Here is a 20,160-nt window from a genome sequence, read left to right as displayed (position 1 = left end):
AAACTTGCATGGGCATTGATTAAATTCTGGAACATGTCTATGAACTGTGAAATACCTGAACCTGAATCTCGTCCGCAAAAAAAAACGTTAATATATGCAGGCGTTGGTATTCTTATTCTCCTTATCGCGGGATATGTTGTTTTTGGAGATTACATCCAGCAGCAGAAGACCTTGAACCAGATTGATTCCTTATGGGAGCAGGCATCCCAGCTGCGTGATGAAGGAAACTATGACAGTGCACTTGAAGTGTATAATTCTGTTTTTAGTTTAATATCCTCTAAGGATTTTCCACTGGAATATGGAATGAATCATTACTACCGCGGAAAAACATATGAGGAAATAGCATCCTCCGATATGGGAAATGCCTCAAGTCATCTTCAGAACAGTATTTATGCTTATGATTATTCCCTGAAATTCATTACAGAAGAAGAATATCCGGCAGAATATTTCAGGGTCCATTACGGTCTGGGTGATGCTTATCTTAAACTATATGCTTCAAGAGGGGATGTAAGTGATCTTGATACTTCAATTGACTATTATGAAACTGCGTTAAGCTACTATTCCATTGCAGTTGACCCTATTTATTTTGCTTCTATTAACAATAAACTTGGTAATGCATGGAGAAAAAAGGGCAATATTGAAAATAACATGGCCTTCCTGCAGACTTCACTTTCATCATATGAGCAGTCACTCCGGGTATTCAGGGAAGATGTATATTCTCTGGAATATGCAGGTGTGCAGAATAACCTTGGAAATCTCTATCTTGAGATGTCCTCTTACGGAAGTGAAAAGAGCAATGTTGAGAATGCTATCACTTCATTTAACAATGCTTTGTGTGTGTATACTATAGACAGTCGACCAATAGAATATGCTACAGTCCAGAACAACCTTGGAAATGCATGGTTTGAACTATCTGAGCTGGAAAATAAAGAAAGTAATGTGGAAAAGGCGGTTTCAGCTTACAACGAAGCATTAAAGGTATTTACGATAAGCCTCTTCCCGGTTGAACACGACGGTGTTATTCACAACATCGCACGTGCGTACAAAAGTCTTTAACATCTGCATCCTGCAAGGATACAGATATTTTGTCCGAATATTTTTTTATCTCTCCTGCAAGGTCTGTACTTCTTCTACCAGACGCTTTCCTGCAGCAATTTCATCAATACTATGGACTACTGCACCCAGATTCTCGATGGCCTGTTTGATTTCCTCGTAATCCAGGTTCTCTCCTTCAACTGTGATTTTTACAGTTTCGGTTTGCTGATCTACTTCATATAAGCTCAAATTTACTCCGTGCACCCCCGGAAGCACACTAAGTGTCTTGGACAACTCTACAATTGATGGATGATGGGGTTTAAGCACATCCAGAACCAATCTTCTAATTCCTGTCAATGTTTATCCTTCCTGATTAGAAAGCCATAATTCTGTGAATATCAAATACTAAATCTGATACTGAATTTAATTTTATGTCAAATACTAAATATCGGACTTATGAACATTGCCTATAAACATTATATTATTTTTGTTTTCCTATGAATGGCTTTATCTAATTTCAGTACATAATAGGTTTCATTCCAATATTCATTCTCAATCCGATGAGGTATTTTTATGATTGACATGCATACTCATTCTATTTTCAGCGATGGTGAGCTTATACCCAGTGAACTCGTTAGAAGGGCCGTTGTTCACGGTTACAGGGCAATAGGTATCACTGACCATGCAGATTTTACAAATGTAGAACACATTATCAAGAATGTGAGCAAGGCAAAGTACCTTGAAGATGAACTTGATATCAAGGTAAAGGTAGGTGTGGAAATTACCCACGTTCCACCACGTAAGATTGCCCCTCTTGCAAAAATGGCAAAGGATCTCGGGGCAGAGATCGTGGTTGTTCACGGTGAAACAATAAATGAACCCGTAATGCCAGGAACTAACGCTGCATCAGTTGAGCTTGCAGATGTGGATATACTTGCACATCCCGGTTTTATTACCATCGAAGAAGCTGAAACAGCTCGCGATAATGATGTTTGTCTGGAAATAACCGCAAGGAACGGTCACAACAGGACAAACGGACATGTGGCGAGGATTGGTATGGAAGCCGGTGCAACTCTTGTTGTTGATACGGATGCACACAGCCCAAACAACCTTATTACCAGGGAATTTGCCCTGAAAGTTGCAATGGGTGCAGGACTATCTGAGAATCAGGCACAGGATGTACTTAATAACTCTATGCGCTTCCTGTAATTACTTTCTTTTTTAATCAATGCAGTTTAAAATTATTGATATCACTACCGGAATATCCGAAAAAACTCCGGTCTATGACGGCGATCCTGTTCCTGTATTTGGAAAAGTATCTTCCATTTCGAAAGATGGCTTTACGGTTACCAGAATAAGTATAGGAACTCATACGGGTACACATGTTGATGCACCTTTACATTTGTATGAAGATGGAAAATCAGTTGCTGATATTGACCCAAAGTCACTGATGGGTAAAGCTGTTCTTCTGGACCTCTCATCAGGCAGTGGTCCTATTACAGATATCGAACTTGAGAATGCCTATGAGTTGTATTCAGGTGAAAATGCAGATATTATTTTGATAAAGACGGATAATTGTTCATCAGTTTGCCCCGCTGAAAGTCCAAGTTCAGTCAGGATGCTTGTGGCAAGTGCGGGAGAATGGATATTTGAAAATGGGTTCAAGGCAGTTGGTGTTGATACACTTTCAGTTGATGATGATGGTTCCCTGCCCAACCATCACCTTTTTTTGAAAAACAAAATCAACATTGTAGAGTATTTGAACTTAAAAGATGTTAATCCGGGTGTTTATTTCTTTATTTGTCTTCCTTTAAAGCTGGATGGATGTGATGGTGCACCTTCACGTGCTATTTTGATGGATATCCAATCAGTTAACGTGTTATAATGAGTTATTCTTCAATTTTACAGGATGATTTAAATATAAGTATAATTATATTTGGTTAAGCAATTATTCTATGATGTTACTAGCATGATATCTATATTAACTAGTCAAAAATATTAAATAACAGAATTAATATAGTATAACTCGCAATATAAACCTGTAACACGATTGCTAAAACGTTTCATGAGGGAATCGCACGAAAGCAAATCAGAGACATTTAATGCACAGGGATGACCGTGCACAGGTAGGTATAGGTACCCTTATCATCTTTATATCCATGGTACTTGTGGCAGCCGTAGCGTCTGCCCTTTTGATCAAGACCTCAGGAGTGCTTCAGCAGAAAGCATCTCAAACCGGCCAGGAAACGACCCGCGAGGTTGCATCCAACATGCGTATTGACCGTGTGGAGGGTGAACGTGCCAGCTACACTACGGTTACTGTTACAAGTGGTACGCCTTCGTCGACTGCTTTAAATTGTTCCAAAGGTGGAATGATTGAATGGATATCTTCTTCAGGGGCTTTCAATATTTCCGTTGATGGCGGAGATGAGACAGCAGTTGATGATGGTTCTTATTATGAATATCGTTTTTCACGTGCAGGTTCACATAATTTTACTATAGATGGTACAACAACAGGAACTGTAACTGTTAGCGATGCTGTGGATTATGGTGAGATTGCAAAATTGCATATTTCTGTATCGCTTGGACCTGGTAGTGAAGATGTTGATCTGTCACAGCTTATCATCTATCTTTCAGATGGAAATCATGTAGCTAATGTCAGGTATGATACTGCTGATGAGGATGACGAAATCCATCTTCCGACTTATGAGTATTTTTCAGTAAGTCCTATTCGTACTCGTGATCAAACTGTATTCAAGGCTACTCAACCTGTATTGAGAACAGGTGACATCATGGAAGTGGTAGTTGATATCAGAAGGGTTTTCCTGGAAGATGATGAGGAATATGAAGGTCTTGAACCAAGGACAGAAGTATCATTCCAGGTGAGACCTGAAGCTGGATCTTTGGTAGTTTTCGACTTCACAACTCCGGGTGCATACTTCGATGAAAAGTACATCCTTCTGAGGTACTAAATACCTAATTATAAGAAAAAATTAGAATTATCAGGAAATAAACATGAGCTTAATTTGAGCGTTATGCAGCCTTCCTGATATGATTTTATTTCTATTTTTTGTCTTTTCACTTTCCTGAATATGACCCTTCGGCAGAGCGCGAGCTGATGGCTTTTTTGCGCATGTAATCCGGGATTACATCTTTTTCCACGACAAGTTTGGATGTACCGATACCCACTACAATTACTTTAGTCTCAACAGGTTCCTCTCCTTCCCTAACCATGAGTTCCTTTCTGGTAACTTCAATTTCGACTTCATCCTTACCATAGCCGGCAGCTTTCATGTAATTCATTATTATTTCCTTACCGGTATTTCTGGCATAATCAAAAGCCTGGATGTAGTCCGGGAAGATCTCCCTTCCATCCGGGGTAAACACAAAGTAGCTGATAACTTCTTTTGCATTCTTCAGTTCCTCATCGGTTACATCTTCTCCTGTGATTGGAGCAAAGTCTTTCTTGATAAGTACCTCTACACGCTTAATGCCCTTGCCAACAAGGGCACCAACAGCATTTCCAACGCTGGCATGCTCAGGGACTACAATATTTGCATCAATGAGTTTTTCCATCTCTTCCTTGTATGCAACAACAGGTCCCCCAAGCAGGATAACCGGTGTTTCGACCTTAAAGCGTGTATAATTATCGCCTGTAAGCATCTGGTCAATAACAGGTTGGGTTATGCCATCCACAAGATAAGATACAAGGTCTGATGCCATATTCTTTGCAACCTTTTTCTTAACCATGGTGGCAACTTCTTCCTTGGTCATTCTCAGTTGCTTTGCAATCCTTTCAGCTCCCAGTATGGAAGCTTCTGTGTCCCATTTATTAAATTCACCAAGTACATGCAGCGCATCTGTAGGTGTGAATCCAATGGATTGGACAAGACGTTTCTGTATAAGACCGTCAAGACCACGTACACTCGGTTGCTTTTTCAGGCGCTGGAAAATGTCGACGTATGAAACTGGTGTCCCCTGGATCACATCGAATATTTCTTCCTCGGTTCTGGTAAGTTCAAGAGGCTTAAGACCGGTACGAACAAAAAATTTTGTTGGTTGTACATTTTCGCAGAGCAGTTTTCTTGATGGTGATTTACATTCTTTGAACCTGTCAAGAAAACCCTGATACAGGGTTGCAGCACGACAAAGTGGGATAACTCTCCTGGGACCAATGTAGAATTTCTGGTCCTGAATCCATACATGGCTATCTCCACCAGTTGCGGAAGTTTCCATCCTGATGGCTTTGACCATTGTCTTCCAGCCACCAACTACAGCACCCTGGTCACTGAGTTCCGGAACTCCATTTCTGATAAGTGCTACATCTGTACTGGTTCCACCAACATCGACCATTGCACATGTATCATATTTTGTCAGGAAAGACGCACCTACAAGACTTGCAGCCGGTCCTGAGAATATGGATTCGATAGGCCTTTCAAGTGCTTCTTCCATTCCGACAACAGAACCGTCACACTTGAGCATAAGCAGGTTTGCATCCATACCTCTTGATTTTATGTCCTGCATGATTGACTGGATGAATTTGTGTGTGATTGGCAGAAGCTGTGCATTCAGGTAAGCAGTGATAGCCCTATCGTAAGCACCAACTTCCTGGGAAAGTTCGTGTCCACATACAACCGGGAGTCCGGTAAGCTCACGGATTATTTCCTTTACCCGAAGCTCATGTTCTGAATTACGGTTGCTGAAGAATGATGAAACTGAGAAAGCAGCAACATGATCTTTTACTTCAAGAGCAAAAAGCTTGACACCATCCTCATCAAGAGGTGCGGCTTCTTCACCGTTGCTGGTGTGACCACCATCTAGCTGGACATAGTATTTTGCCGGGAATCCCTCTTTCGGAATAACATAATCACCAACAAGGATAACTCCTACCGGGAATCCTGTATCTTCGAGGATAGTATTTGTGGAGAGGGTAGTTGAGACTGAAACCAGCTTAACATCCTGCAAGTATTCGGAGTTCAGCGAATCTATTACTTGCTTTATTCCACCAATAGGGTCAGGATAAGTGGTAAGCATTTTTGAGGCATCCATTATCATACCATCCGAATCACGGATAATCACACCGTCTGTAAAAGTTCCTCCGGCATCAATGCCCAGACTGTATTGCATTTTGTTCACTCCTTTTAAGTAAGAATTAATTTCATAATTGATAATGTAAAAAACAATGGTTTTGCAATATTTAAGCATTACCGTTTATTCTCAAAGGATGTCTGATTGGATTTGATGGCGAAAAGTGCGTAATACTTCTTCACAAATCTTATATAATATACATGGCATAGCTGCACATATATTATTGTGTATTTATATATTTATGAGGGCGATCACTTTGAACCTGTCCAAAACGATAAAACGATTTATATCACATACAAATTCACATTTTACTCCAGATAGAACTCTTTGTTCTGAAAATTTGTACCAACTTGCCCAAAACCCGGGAAGTGGTGTGAGATGAAACGCATCATTCTGGCAATTACTCTTCTTGCGATATTCGCATCTCCTGTAAGTGCAATGAACTGGCAGACAGAAACGGTGGATGATGCTTCCAGTTATTGTCCCTATGCTGGTCCCAATACTGGAAAGTATACTTCCCTTGCCTTCGATTCTTCAGACAATCCGGCAATCAGTTATCTATATTATAATTCCCACGAACTCAAGTTCACACACTACAATAACTCAAGCTGGGAAATAGAAACAGTGGACGATGCAGGACAGGTCGGACTCTACACGTCCCTTGAGTTTGATCCTTCAGGCAATCCTGCGATAAGTTATTATGATTGGCTAAATGGTAGTCTCAAATTCGCATACTACAATGACTCAAGCTGGAAAACAGAAATGGTGGACGATGCAGGACTGGTTGGACTTCATACTTCCCTTGCCTTTGATTCTTCAGGCAATCCTGCGATAAGTTATTACGATGGGTACCGGTACAACACCAGCCTCAAATTCGCATATTACAATGGTGGAATCTGGGAAACAGAAACAGTGGACAACATAGGAGATGTTGGAATATATGCATCCCTTGCCTTCGATCCTTCAGACAATCCGGCAATTAGTTATTATGATTTCAATACCAGCAAGGACCTCAAGTTCGCCCATTACAATGGTGCAGCCTGGGAAATAGAAACAGTGGACAGTAGGCTGAATGTTGGAATGGGAACTTCCCTTTGCTATGATCCTTCCGGAAATCCGGCGATAAGTTATCTCGATGTGACAAACAAAGACCTCAAATTTGCACATTACAATGGCGTATACTGGGAAACAGAAACTGTAGGCAGCGCACCAGGTGTGTACTTTGATGAAGACGAATACACTTATGGAGGCGATCTCACTTCCCTTGCCTTCGATGCTTCTGGAAATCCAGCGATAAGTTATAATGATGTTAATAAAGACGACCTTAAATTCGCATATTACAATGGTGCGAACTGGGAAATTGAAACCGCGGACAGCACGAATGATGTTGGGAGGTATGCATCCCTTTGCTTCGATTCTTCAGGAAATGCAGGGATCAGTTATTATGATTATACCAACATGAATAATGCATTCCTCAAGTTTGCCTTTTGTATGACAGGTACATTGCCTGTGAATTCTTCTGTACCGAATGCCTGGGTATATGTGGATGGGATCAACCGATCAGTACAGGCCAATACAACCCTGTATCTCTGGCCGGGCACATACAATATCACCGTAGTGAAGCAGGACTATGAGACACCTGTAATTCAGACCGTAAACGTTACTGAAGGAGCAAACCCGGAAATTGATTTTATTCCGGAACCTGCACCACCTGTTGCCGGCTTTGTAGTTAATACAACATCAGTAACAGCAACACAGGATCTAGCCTTTACCGACCATTCCACAGGTTTGATCAGCTCGTGGTTATGGGACTTCGGTGACGGGATAACTTCTACTGAACAGACACCTACGCATAATTATATCGCTACAGGAATCTACAACGTCAGTTTGGTACTGACAAACCCATCAGGCAGCAGTACACGTGTAAGAACTTCATACGTCACAGTCGTAGATTCTCCGGATGCCGGCTTCAGTGCCAATGTGACCTCAGGTGCGGTTCCGCTTTCCGTAGGCTTTACTGATTCATCGACAAACAGCCCTACCTCATGGTTATGGGATTTCGGCGACGGGAACACTTCAACTGATCAGAACCCTGACCATACTTATTCAGCCGTAGGGACCTACAATGTGAGCCTTAATGCAAGTAATGATCAGGGAAGCAATATCAGCACAAGGATTTCTTACATTATCGTATCTACCGTCAGTACGGGAAGTTCTGAATCAGGAAGCTCAAGTAGTTCCAGTTCCAGCTATCGTTTATCTATGATAACAAGTCAGGAGCAGGATGCTGCAACAATCACTGGTAATGTCAGCGAGGAAATACTTGAAGAAAGCGTTCAGGCAGAAGAAAATGTATCGGTAATTTTTGATGATGAAAAAACAGAAGAAACGGCTACTAAAGAAACAGATGCCGGGCATATAAAGAGCACACCAGATTTTAGTGCACTGGCAGGAATTGTCTTTTTTTCACTTGCAATACTTGTGCTAGAAAAAATAAATAATTAAAAATAAATGACGGGATATCTGTCCTGTCAGCTCTTTGTTTTTCAGGTTATTTCTTAAACATCAGGGCCATTATTCCTGGCTTTGAAGGCTTCATAGGGTTCTGGAAGAAATCCATTTCCATGCTTGGTCCACCGAACATCTCATTATTAACTCTTTCAGTTATTTCGTCGAGTATCATCTTGTAGGAAATGCAGTGTGGATCAACGTCCTTTATTTCTCCACCTGTTGGGGTTATGGCATTGTAAGGGCAGCCGCCTCTACAATATTTTATATGGGAACAATCCTTGCAGTTTTCATCTACGTAATCCTTGTAATCGAACATGAGCTTCCATGCATCGGATTTTGAAAGTTCTTCAATGCCCGGATTATCACGAACATTACCCATTACATATTCTGGCATACCTACAAAACGGTAACATGGGTATATGCCACCATCAGGCCCTATGGCCAGAACATCTCCCATGCAATCTACGAAAGTACATACAGCACCTCTACCACTAAACACTCCTTTACAGAGGTGGTCAATGTTCATTACCTCGATACTGTCTATGTTTTCGAGATATTTGTCCAGGAGGTAGATAAGAAGCCTGCCGTATTCTTCCGGATCAAGAGCCCATTTTTCAGGTTCATTGCCACGTAATGAGGGAAGGGCAGGATGGAATTTGAGAGTCCAGCCGTTCTCCAGGTAAAAATTGAAAATCTCTTCTCTGAATTTTTCGGAATGGGAGGTGAAAGTAGTAATGAATCTTACGGAAAGTCCGTGTTTCTTTGCTATCTCGTATCCACGCATGGTCTTTTCAAAATAGCCCTCACCTCTCTGGAAATCATTAAGCTCTTTTGGACCATCAAGACTGGAACCGATGGGAATCTCATACTCCGCAAAGATCTTAGCAATTTCATCTGTCATCTTCCAGAGGTTGGTCTGTATTGCAAAAGCCACTTTCTTTGGTTTTGCTCCTTCAGCAAGCATTGGTAAAGCTTCTCTGTAGAAATCAGCACCTGCTAAAAGTGGTTCTCCTCCATGAAAGGTAAAAGTAACTGAATCATCTTTGAAGTTTTTGAGCCACTCAACTACTTCTTTTATGGTATCGATGCTCATTACAGGGGATTTTTCTTCAGAACTCCAGCAGTAATTACATTCTCCGGGACAGCCCAGGGTGGGGATTAGCATCACGTGAAAAGACATTTTAATAGCACCTTGTTTTTAAGGGTTTTCAAGGTTTCAAGTTATTAGTAGTTTTCTAAGAACCATCATTCATGGGGCAGTGGATGAATGGTTCTCCGAATGAGTGAACAATTTTGAATTATTTTATTATTATAAAGCAAGTGAATAATGAATCACTATAAAATCAAAAACAGAAAAACAGCACTAGTCCAAAAAAAGGGTAAGTAGCAGGCATTAAGCCTGCACTTGTTTTAAAATTACTTTGCTGGAATGATGAGTGATCTCTCACCAGCAGGCTCGAACTCTTTGAGAGCTCCTCTTGCGAACTCCTTCCTTGGCTTAGAGAAGTCAAATGGCAGGAGTTTGTCTGCGAAACAGACCTTGACAAGTGGGTTGAGTGCGTATGCATCTCCACGTCCAGCGTGTGCACCGGAGGTGATAGCTGCGTATCCACCCTGGTGACCTACATTCATTGCGTAGTTTGGATAGTTTGGTCCACGCAATTCAAGAGCCAGACCTTCGTCGGACTGGTATGAGAGAACGTTGGTTGCACCACACTGGTCCTGCAAGTCGTATCCGAAGAAACCGAGTCTTCCGAGTGCTTCCTTGTGCAGGTACATACAGAGGTACCATCCAGACAAACCAGCATTTCCGTTTCCTGTTGCAATTGATACAGCGGAACCAGCTGCTGCTGAAAGACTTGTTGCTCTCTGAGATCCACCAAAGTGGTCTTCGAGGGTTGTTGGATACTTCTCGTAGTTCTCAAGACCGTAGATTGTGGACTCTGTTGCGATGTCCTTTACTACATCGAGGCTTGCCTTGACCTTATTGTCAGCACCCTTGTTTGCTGCACCATCATACTTGTCGTTGATGTAGTCTACGTTGTAGTAGAGGTTGTCATCAAGGATGTTGTTACAGTATGCTGCTGTTGCGTACTGAGTGAAACCTACACCACCAGACATGTATGAACCGAGCCAGATCTGGTCGTAAAGCATACATCCTGCACCGACTACTTCAAGAGCTACGTGTGCTGGGTCTTCTGCGTCTACACGACTTGTCTGTACGATATCTGCAAGGTGACCGAATGGAATTCCTCCAGGCTCGTTTGGTGAACGTGCACGTCTTGCTGGAAGCATTTCACCCATCTGGATAACACCAGCGTGCTTTGCTGCGTATGAAAGATCAGCTACTGCTGCTTCACCAGCACACATGCTGTATGCTGAAATGAATGACATACCGACCTGCATAGCCATCCACCTGCTTGTCTGACCACCGTCTGTGGTTCTGCTGACAATTGTTGGGATGTGTGCTGCCTGCCAGGAGGTCTTGCCAATAGCTGCTTTGAGCTGCTCTGCCTGCTCTTCTGGGAATTCCTTGTTGATATCAATAAGGAACTGCTTGTCGATCTCATCTGCAAGTTCATCGTCACCGGTGAAGATCTTTACGTAACAGTCATCTACAAGTGCAGGGTGTGTCTCGACCATATGTTCCTGAACAACTGCTCCACCAGGAAGTGCGTGGTTGAGTGTCTCAAGGTAGTGGTTGATCGTCTCTGGTGTGACTTCGATACCGAGTCTCTTCTCGAGTGTCTCATGTGCCATGTCCATACCGACAACTACGGTTCTTCTGATGTCATCCCACATCTGCTGCATTGCAGCGTTGTTGACGTAGTGAAGATCATCCATCTCAACCATATCCTCTGTTCCTGAAAGGAATGATGGAGTAAGTGCTCTCTGACCGAGTGGAATACCACCACAGTGCATCATTGGGTTGTAACCGACAAGTCCTCTCTTTGCTGCGAGGGCTTCACCAGCTTTTCTCATTTCTAATTTTCTAGGGTTCTGATCGACACCAAGTCTAAAGTACTCTACAGTCTTGTCGGTGATCTTGCCACCTTCCATCTTGTTAGTACCATGTTCTTTTGTGTACTTGATCTCCATCTGTTTTGCAAACCTTCTCTGTCTGTCATCTGCCATTATCATCACCTCAGTTTTCCGGCTTGAAACCATAAATGGTTCTTTTATCGAATACCCTGTGAACCCATTCAATGACTTCTTTGTCGTCTCTGAATGCAACGTTGTCAACACGGTATATGGTTGTTCTCTTTGCTGCCTCGTCTGCAGACATTGGTTTTCCGAGATCAACCTTCTTGTCGATTGGTCTTCCTACCTGGTCCTTGTGCATTATAATTACATCGCCTTCTTTTCTGCACCTTTCAAGCATGTCGAACATTACACCGTCTTCTGGAAGTCTAAGTGAGTGACCGTGCACTGTTGCGCCTCTCATGCATGATAGTGCTGGGCAGCTCATCTCAGTTTCCATCTCGTACTTTGCAATCTCTTCCATGTCCCTTTCACGAGCTTCAACGACCTGACGACCGGAAAGTGTACCTGGGTCAACGCCTCTGAAGTTGATTGCTGTTGCATAGGACCTGAAGTATGGTGTTGATGGTGCGTTGTACATTGAGTCAACGATCTGCACGTACCTTACTCTGTCACCAGCTTTTGCGCCTGGTGTTGGTTCTACGATTTCTCTGATCGAACACTCTGGTTCGCCCATTTCTGCGAGTGGTGGATGGGTGCTTGGGTAGTCGCTACCTGGTGCACGATGTCCGAGAACAAGTGTCAGGTCATCGTCGGAGATATCTCTGAGTTTCTCGACTTTACCAGACATGTGTTTTCTTCTGTTTTCAGCAACGGATGTTGCTCCTGGATAATATTGTGGTTCATATGCCATAATTATTCACTCCTAATTCTCTGATGATCTCATTGTGGTTTTCACGGCTTTCACGAGTTCGTTCAGTTTTTCCCTCGAACATGATTCGCCTCGTGTAACTCCTGTCACAATTTCCATAACCCTTCCTTTTGCTAAAATATCACTATCATTAGGTTTTACAAGCCTTGTCCTTACTCCAGCCATTGCAAAATCCTCAAAATCAACGAGGGTCTGACAAACAACTACCGCAGGGATATTGGCCTCTTCAAGAATTGCCTTTACTTTCCTCACCACATGGTCCCTGATGTTCCCTGTGTGGATCACAGCGACCTTGTGCCTGTTTATCTGTGCTATCTCTTCCGAACTTATTCCAAAAGAGCCGGAACCCACATTGGTATCCGGAACACCTGATCCGGTGTTAAGCACCAGAACACTTACCTGGATCTCCTCACGACGCATGCCGTATGTGAGTTCACATACTGGTTTTGTGATATGTCTTCTTCCCGGACTCATTGCAACTGCGATGACATCAGGTCTTCCTGTTTCGGAAAGAGTACCGCGCTGGGCAAGTCCTCCTCCACGGCCAAGACCCATTCCGTGTCTGCAATCTACAACCTGTGTTTCCCGGTCGAACATTCTATCACTTATTCCATGTCATTTGGTATGTCATCAGGTTTAAGGATACATACAGGATTATCCTTCAATTTTCCCTTCGGATCTGTCATTCCTATCATCATAGGATCAGCGCCGGGTCCCCGTTTTGCATAATCGGTGACGGTCTGCCTGGTTGGTATGAAATGACCTACTCTGAATTCAAAGGGCATTGTAAGGATAGTTTCACAAACTTCCCTGACCTGCTCCTTTACGTCTACATCTGCAACTTCTATACGAATGCTACCGACATATACGGAAAGTTCTATTGTCTGACCTGCAACCTCTATGACCTTGTTCCCTGAATGCTGCACAGGTAAGCCTGTTGCAGGTCCGTAAGGAACGGTCTGAGGAAGTCTTGGACCATGAACGAACAGTCTTATTATACCATCGACATCTGCGATAGCGTTGAGCAAGGACTGAGCGGTTTCAGGTTTTAGCAGCCTTGAAGGAAATATTTCAAGCTGCACGATGTTTGCGTCGGAAAAAGCTTCGGACATTTTTGCTACCTTTTTGATTTGCTGTGATATTTAAGGAGGGAGATTTAGTCTTAGAGTGCACCTGCCACTGCCTTGATTGGTTCCTTGAACTCTGGAATTGATCCAAATACGTTACCAACAAGTGCGGAGGTCTTCTCGATGGAGAACATCTGTGTACCTGCGTCAAGTGAGACTGCTGCACATACACAAGGAATTGCGAAACCTCTGGAGTGCCTGGTTACAACGTGGTTACCGTTGAAGATACCTGGTCCGCCACCACCATAGATGGAGTGACTGAAGAATGAGAATCCTACTGCAGTACCCTGTGCTCTACCCATGTCCGTACCTGGAAGACCTGTTTCCTTCTCAAGTATGTCGTTGTAGTAGAGGATGGTTGATGATACGTTCTGAGCTGCTCTTCCTGCTCCTACGTTTACCATAGTTGCTGCAAGCTGACCTGCTGCTGCGCATGCGTTCCACATTGAAACATCGTTTGCCTTGTAGAAGTTGTATCCGGATGGAGCTGTCTTGTCGACTGAGATGATACCTGCTTCAAGAGCTCTGTCAACTGTTGACTGAATAACAGTACCGATTGTACCGTCCTTTCCGTTCTCTTTTACAATGTCGTAAACGTAGTTGCCTGCGTTAAGACCCTGGTATGCAAGACCGAGTAACTGGTGTCTCTCGAATGGTCCTACAGCGTTACCCATCTCGTACATACCTACCTGCTCGAAGATTGATGAGAGTGCTGCTGCATTCATTGCCTTCTTGCCAGTGATTGCTGCTACGTGGTTTGTTGTGATGTTTCTCAGGGAGTAACCAAGACCTTCGTTGTTCTGTGGAATGCTGAGAATTGATGCAATGTTTGCGCCCTTCATGTCCATTGTCTGTGGGTAGCTTCCCCATACAGCGGACTTTACGATTGGTGCATCGAACATGTCAGTGTTGAACATGTCAATGATGGTCTGTACGACTGCTGCACCTGTTACGGTACTTGCAGATACGAAGTCAGCACCTATCTGTGTCCTTACGCTTGGGATCTGGACAAGAAGCTGCTTTCCACCACTAAGTTCTGTTACTGCTGTGTCGTCATCATCGCTGACCTGAATGAGCTTCTTTACTGCATCACAGATAGCACCTGAGTTGCCTACAATGTCGTAGTCAAGTTCTCTACCAAGGATCTGCTTTTTAGCTCCACCCATAGAACCTGTCTTGAGTGCTTTGTCGATACCTGCGAGGTTTACAGCAACTGTCCTCTTTGTATCTTTGATGATGTTTTGAATCGCTGCGTTTCTAGTTGGCGCAATAGCTGTAAGATCAACGCCGCTTTCCAACAGTTTACCTCTGTCGTCGTAAATGTCTATTTTATCAGACACGTATATTTTCCTCCTATGTTTCTATTCAGAAATCACCCATATTGGAAATGTACAGATGAGTGAATGAAAGTCAATTACTTTGTACCACATAGTAATTTTCCTGTACGAATACTTTCCACTGGGAATTCTCGGATTTATTAAGCAACGATGACGTTTAAACCTTTTGCATCGTTCCGAGACAATTTCGCAATCATCAACCGCAAGCAAAATTTCGATGTGTATATAAATTACAGTGGTATTAATTTATCATGGTATTAGATACATTTAAATAGAACAAAGAGGGCACAACAAATGTGCATTTTCTCATAAATGCTATAATTACGTCTTATCATCATGTATATGATTATTTATTAAAAATATCATTTATGTGAGCCGCAAACCTTTAAGTACCTATATAATATGTATCTCGTTCTATGGAGATTACTGCTGACGTGGGAGGCAATCCCGGAATAGATTGCAAAGGCTTCTGCACATATTGTTATTTCAAGAAAGTTAAAGAGACCCCTCCATTTGGATGCAAGTACTGTTTCCCTTTCAAAAAGGGTTGTGACTATTGCACCAGAGGTGTCAGGGAATCTTATTCCGGATTTAAACCCGGACAATATGTTTTCCAGGATCTATACCAGCGTCTTATGATGGCAGGTGACGATATTGAGAAAATCACTATTAGCGGTGGAGGCGATGTAAGCTGTTATCCGGATCTTATGGAGCTTGTAGCCAACATTGCCCAATTCGGTCTTCCGATACATCTGGGTTATACCAGTGGAAAAGGTTTCAGTAATGGAGATGAAGCAGAGTTCTTCATAGAATACGGAGTCACCGAAGTATCGTTCACAGTATTTGCAACGGATCCGGAACTCAGAAGAAAATACATGCGAGACCCTGAACCGGAAGCTGCACTTCAAGTATTGCGTCAATTCTGTCAGCATTGTGATGTTTATGCAGCTATTGTTCTCATTCCCGGAGTTAACGATGGTGAAGTACTTGACAAAACCCTCAGTGATCTTGAAGAAATGGGTGCAAAAGGTGCAATTCTCATGCGCTTTGCCAACAAAACAGAGGAAGGCCTCATACTGAACAATGCTCCTGTAATGGAAGGAATTGAAACACACAGCATTGAAGAGTTTGTAAACATTGTAAGGAATGCAGATTCAAAATATAATCTCCGCATAACAGGAACACCTCTTGAAGATCCACTTATCGGCTCTCCATATGCAATCAGAAATGAACCCGAAGCTCTTGCCAGACTTCCTGAAATACGCAAGGATGCAACAATCCTCAGCAGTCGAGCTTCTAAAGACAGGCTTCAGGAAATTTTCACAAAACTTGGAAGTGCTGTAAACGTAGTTGCCGTGGATAAGGATATAGGCTGTCTTATAACCATTGAAGATGTGGAAAAACTGGACCTTGCGGATGTAAAGGAAACTGTCATAATTCCGGGAAGAGCATTTGTGCACGACCCTGAAGTAACTTCAGTTTTATCCCGTGACGGAGTATCCCGCTTTGTACGCAGGGGACCGGAAATGCTGACCTATGATGGTGAAATGTCAATTGGTCACAGCAAAGAAGAGGTTCTTGAATTTGAGATAAAAGAGTTCACAGAACTTATTCACGAAATAAATGCAATCGGTCTGTAAATCGATGAATACATAAAATCAAAACCAGGAGTTTAAACAGGACTAATATTGATTATCAAGGCACCGGATGCTCACATGAATTCCAGCAGTCCGGTCTGTTTTGATTTATCATTTTCAAAGAGTGACTGCATGTCCAGGCCCAGCAGTTCTATTCTCTGTTTTGTATAACTGGAAACATTGTATTCATGAGCGACTTTCTTTGAGACCTTAAGATACTTTTTCACAGCACCTTCATGAACCGTAAGTATGACCCTTCCTCCGCATTTCGGACAAATTCCCGTAAGAGGCGGCCTGCGGAATTTAGCAGCGCATTTTAGACATCGGGTCCCCTGTCTTGAAAACGCCCTTAGATTACCGAACATATCTGGCAGGAAGTGTGAAATAAGAACCCTTTCAGCCACATCAGAAGCATCAACTGCACGGATTTTATCTGCAAGGGCAAGCTGAGCATCCATTTTCTCTACCATGCTCCCAAGTGTCTTGTAAGCACTGTTAAGCGGACCTGCAGCAATATCGGTCGTATCATGGGTGTACATAAAGTGCTCGTACTGGTCAGGAGTTCCAAGCCTTGCACTTATAAGGTCAAAAGTGGATTCCAGTTCCTTTGGATTTGTATAACTCTGTGTAGCTTCATAGAATTCCAGTGGATAGTGATCACACACGTCTATATTGTGTGCTTCCTTGTCAACCTCACTGGGGTCAAGGCGTGTGGTAAGTACAAGAGGTGCATCCATCTTACCTCCTCTTTTCTCTGGCAGGTAGTCCCTTGAGAAATTAATGAGACCATCCATCAGCAGCATGACACAGTCTTCATCCCCGTCACAGTTTCTTCTTTTAGCTGCATGGAAGAATGGATGTGCATAGCCAACAGATGCTTTTGTAAAACCAACAAGTCTTCCAAGAACACCTGCAGAAGTGTGAGGTGCAAGTCCCATAAGCATAACTCCAACAAGATCCTCAAGTTTCTCTGCTTTGTAATATGGTTCTTCACCATAGTATTTTTCAAGCAGGTCATCAATGTATTTCGTTGTTCTCAGAAGGTATTGTCCACAATCATAGGAGACTACAAGATCCTGAACTTTAAGACAGACAACCTGATCGTCCCTTTCCAGTTTATTTCCGTAGATGTCTTCTGTATACCCGATTCCAATTAATTTTTCAACTTTAATTCCCAGCTCATCGGCTCTGATATGTGTAAGCGGAATATCGGACATATCGTATCTGACAGTTCCGTCCTTGAAGGTATAAAGGTCATGTTTTGCCCGAAGAATTCCTTTTTCAAGAGGTTCCGGAGTCATGGTTCCTGACATCATTCTCTTGACACCTTTCACTTCGATGTTCTCACGCTCACCGACTTTTGCAAAGGCTGCCTGATAAATTTCCTTAAAATTTATATTCTGCATTTTCACGCATGTGGTCTTTGAACCACATTTTGGACATTCTTCTTTCTGTGCTGAAATTCCACATCTTGGACAGAATAGTTTTGGTACGGTAAACTCACCGCAGTCACAACGATAAAGGAAAGTGTCCATTCCGCAGGCCGGGCATACTCTGTTACCTATTTCAACACGTATCTGTCCGACTTTGCTGTTCATTGAGGAAATATATCCGGCTGCTGCCTCCATCTTACGCGTATTTCCGGCAGAATCCCCGATTGGGAACAACACATGAGGAGCAGGAGACATTTTTCTTTTATTGGATTTTTCAGGACGTCCCATCCTGGCTCCGATTCGTATTGGTGCGCGCTCCCTTACAATAAGACCGCTGAGTTCATTGACTACCTGCACAGTTTCTGTAAGTTCTTCCGGCAAAGAATTCCATTTTTTTTTCAGTTCGCTGTCCAGTCCCATGCATCTGATAAATGGTAAAGGATTTTCGATTATTATCTTCTCGTCATTTATTTTATGAAGAACAAGGAGATGTTCAAGGATTGTTTTAATTCCGGAATCTGTAGTTAGATTGAGTGGAAGTTCAAGTATTTTTGAGTCATGTGAAAGAACTCCATTCTCGGATATGAATGTTGCAAGTTTTTCGTATTCCTGCACAGATATGTCATGCCAGAGATGAGTATGTGCAGGATGAAGTGGGATATTGTATTTTTCGCATAAATCCAATGCAAGTTCCTGTGACGGATTTTTAAGTTCATTCCTTGTGTAGGGCAGATTTTCGACCGCTTTTTCAAATTCCTGTATCCACCATTCAAAACAATAAGAAGAAGGTACAAGCGGATGGTTGTTCTCCAGGAAGTCACCGTAGTTGATAAGAATCTCGCCAATATCAATTATGGCTTCAACTTCAGGATGGATCTCAATAGCTTCCTGCTCATCATCAACTCTTATTAAATCACCAGATTTCAGTCTGACAGTTGGTCCTTCCAGGCTGTCAACTGGTGCCATTCCAGCGGCTTTACCGGGTCTCTCAACTTTAAGTTGCGTGCCTGATACGATGAAGCTGTCCATTATATACATGCTGGCAGGACTGATTCCTGCTGCGGCAAAGGATGTGTTTCTTGACCTGCCATAACGGAGCCTGAAACCACCAGGCCGCATGGGGTGTGAGAATACGGGTCTTCCTGCAATCAGGTCACGTAAATACTTATCTTTGGGTTTGACACCTACAAAATCACCGTCATCGTCACCTGAACTTTTTGCTCCGGCTATAAGTGTATTGAGCCAATCCCAGCCGTCCATTTCAAGTTTATTGACATGCTTCAGGACTTTTGGAGCTTTCAGCGCCAGACCTTCTGCAAGCACAAGACACATACCACCGCGGACCCGGTTTGTTTCTATCCTGTCAAGGTTCCTGTAACCTTCAACTTCCTCAGCTTCAGTGGGTTCACCATCGATACATATCGGACAATTATCTACAATTAGCCTGATTTCATCTTCTGATGGAGTATACTGCAAAGTTGCAACACGCCTGTAAAGCAGGATCTCTTCCACGTATCTTTCGACTTCTTCCTTTCGCGGCTTATACCTTTCAATTCCTACGGCACGGCGAACATAATCCCCAACAAGAACGGACAATGCCTGGGCTGTACCTCCTGCGCTGCGTATTGGTCCTGAATAAAAGATCCTGATGTATTCGCTTCCGTCATCGTTTTTTCCAAGGGTTACCTTATCGATTCCCTCAATCGGAGCAGCTACCACGCCTTCTGTGAGCATTGCAACGGATACACGAATGGCGGCTTCGATTGCTTCTTCCTTTGAATCAAACTCACCTACGACGCCTTCTGCAACAGCTTTTCCTATGGCCAGAGCGCCTTCTTCACGTGACATGGTCTCGTCAAATATGCGTATCTGCTCTGCAACACCTTTTACACCTATGAGATTCTCCACCCTGTCGGCAAGGTCTTTTGCAAGGGGAATTTCGATGTGTGGCTTTGGGTCCCTGCCTCTGGAACGTGCACGGTTGGCAATTTCTATTTCTTTGTGGAGATTGGACTCAAGCTCTTCAAAATAATCTCTCATGGCATCGCTTACTACAATCTCACCCATTAGAAATCGCCC

15 protein-coding genes are annotated in these 20,160 nt (G+C 42.9%); 6 read left to right on the top strand and 9 right to left on the bottom strand.

Annotation, left to right across the window (positions count from 1 at the left end; translation table 11 throughout):
* Nucleotides 1-33 precede the first annotated feature (33 nt).
* Nucleotides 34-1,056: a tetratricopeptide repeat protein gene (locus V7O61_RS11030; RefSeq protein WP_407281771.1), complete on the top strand. Its 1,023-nt coding sequence runs from the start codon at nucleotides 34-36 to the stop codon at nucleotides 1,054-1,056.
* A gap of 45 nt (nucleotides 1,057-1,101) precedes the next feature.
* Here V7O61_RS11030 and V7O61_RS11025 read toward each other — a convergent pair whose 3' ends face one another.
* Complete coding sequence (locus V7O61_RS11025) at nucleotides 1,102-1,392, bottom strand: DUF211 domain-containing protein (protein WP_023845923.1); 291 nt, start codon at nucleotides 1,390-1,392, stop codon at nucleotides 1,102-1,104.
* A 216-nt stretch (nucleotides 1,393-1,608) separates the two neighbouring features.
* Between V7O61_RS11025 and V7O61_RS11020 the strand changes: the two genes are divergently transcribed.
* The 3 genes from V7O61_RS11020 to V7O61_RS11010 all read left to right on the top strand — a co-directional run bounded on the left by V7O61_RS11020 (nucleotide 1,609) and on the right by V7O61_RS11010 (nucleotide 4,007).
* A complete protein-coding gene (locus V7O61_RS11020; protein ID WP_407281772.1) occupies nucleotides 1,609-2,244 on the top strand; it encodes a histidinol phosphate phosphatase domain-containing protein in 636 nt (211 codons plus the stop codon).
* Between the two features lie 19 nt (nucleotides 2,245-2,263).
* Nucleotides 2,264-2,920, top strand: coding sequence for a cyclase family protein (locus V7O61_RS11015; protein ID WP_407281773.1), 657 nt, complete (start codon nucleotides 2,264-2,266; stop codon nucleotides 2,918-2,920).
* Nucleotides 2,921-3,137: 217 nt separating this feature from the next.
* Nucleotides 3,138-4,007, top strand: coding sequence for an archaellin/type IV pilin N-terminal domain-containing protein (locus V7O61_RS11010; protein WP_407281774.1), 870 nt, complete (start codon nucleotides 3,138-3,140; stop codon nucleotides 4,005-4,007).
* A 106-nt stretch (nucleotides 4,008-4,113) separates the two neighbouring features.
* Here the strand turns inward: V7O61_RS11010 and V7O61_RS11005 are convergent, their stop codons facing one another.
* Nucleotides 4,114-6,162 (bottom strand): hydantoinase/oxoprolinase family protein, encoded by a 2,049-nt coding sequence (locus V7O61_RS11005; RefSeq protein WP_407281775.1) that lies wholly within the window; start codon nucleotides 6,160-6,162, stop codon nucleotides 4,114-4,116.
* Between the two features lie 339 nt (nucleotides 6,163-6,501).
* Here V7O61_RS11005 and V7O61_RS11000 point away from each other — a divergent pair, with 339 nt between their 5' ends.
* On the top strand, nucleotides 6,502-8,628 hold the full coding sequence (locus V7O61_RS11000) for a PKD domain-containing protein (RefSeq protein ID WP_407281776.1): 2,127 nt from the start codon (nucleotides 6,502-6,504) through the stop codon (nucleotides 8,626-8,628).
* Nucleotides 8,629-8,674: 46 nt separating this feature from the next.
* Here the strand turns inward: V7O61_RS11000 and V7O61_RS10995 are convergent, their stop codons facing one another.
* The 6 genes from V7O61_RS10995 to mcrB form a co-directional block, all read right to left on the bottom strand.
* Nucleotides 8,675-9,814 (bottom strand): TIGR04083 family peptide-modifying radical SAM enzyme, encoded by a 1,140-nt coding sequence (locus V7O61_RS10995; protein WP_407281777.1) that lies wholly within the window; start codon nucleotides 9,812-9,814, stop codon nucleotides 8,675-8,677.
* Between the two features lie 236 nt (nucleotides 9,815-10,050).
* Nucleotides 10,051-11,769: a coenzyme-B sulfoethylthiotransferase subunit alpha gene (gene mcrA / locus V7O61_RS10990; protein ID WP_407281778.1), complete on the bottom strand. Its 1,719-nt coding sequence runs from the start codon at nucleotides 11,767-11,769 to the stop codon at nucleotides 10,051-10,053.
* Nucleotides 11,770-11,779: 10 nt separating this feature from the next.
* The gene (mcrG, locus tag V7O61_RS10985; protein ID WP_407281779.1) at nucleotides 11,780-12,529 is read right to left on the bottom strand and encodes a coenzyme-B sulfoethylthiotransferase subunit gamma; all 750 of its coding nucleotides are present in this window, start codon (nucleotides 12,527-12,529) and stop codon (nucleotides 11,780-11,782) included.
* Nucleotides 12,530-12,541: 12 nt separating this feature from the next.
* Nucleotides 12,542-13,144: a methyl-coenzyme M reductase I operon protein C gene (mcrC, locus tag V7O61_RS10980; RefSeq protein WP_407281780.1), complete on the bottom strand. Its 603-nt coding sequence runs from the start codon at nucleotides 13,142-13,144 to the stop codon at nucleotides 12,542-12,544.
* 8 nt (nucleotides 13,145-13,152) lie between these two features.
* Nucleotides 13,153-13,659, bottom strand: coding sequence for a methyl-coenzyme M reductase operon protein D (gene mcrD, locus V7O61_RS10975; protein ID WP_407281781.1), 507 nt, complete (start codon nucleotides 13,657-13,659; stop codon nucleotides 13,153-13,155).
* 50 nt (nucleotides 13,660-13,709) lie between these two features.
* Nucleotides 13,710-15,014 carry a coenzyme-B sulfoethylthiotransferase subunit beta gene (gene mcrB / locus V7O61_RS10970; protein WP_407281783.1) on the bottom strand — a complete coding sequence of 435 codons (1,305 nt, stop codon included), beginning with the start codon at nucleotides 15,012-15,014 and terminating at the stop codon, nucleotides 13,710-13,712.
* 413 nt (nucleotides 15,015-15,427) lie between these two features.
* Between mcrB and mmp10 the strand changes: the two genes are divergently transcribed.
* Nucleotides 15,428-16,651 (top strand): methyl coenzyme M reductase-arginine methyltransferase Mmp10, encoded by a 1,224-nt coding sequence (gene mmp10, locus V7O61_RS10965; protein WP_407281784.1) that lies wholly within the window; start codon nucleotides 15,428-15,430, stop codon nucleotides 16,649-16,651.
* Nucleotides 16,652-16,722: 71 nt separating this feature from the next.
* Here the strand turns inward: mmp10 and V7O61_RS10960 are convergent, their stop codons facing one another.
* On the bottom strand, nucleotides 16,723-20,148 hold the full coding sequence (locus V7O61_RS10960) for a DNA polymerase II large subunit (protein ID WP_407281785.1): 3,426 nt from the start codon (nucleotides 20,146-20,148) through the stop codon (nucleotides 16,723-16,725).
* Between the last annotated feature and the right edge of the window lie 12 nt (nucleotides 20,149-20,160).

It is taken from the genome of Methanolobus sp. WCC1, assembly GCF_045690315.1.
Lineage (GTDB): Archaea > Halobacteriota > Methanosarcinia > Methanosarcinales > Methanosarcinaceae > Methanolobus > Methanolobus tindarius.
Note: the sequence above shows the minus strand (reverse complement) of the source record. Positions and strands in the feature narration are given on the sequence as shown.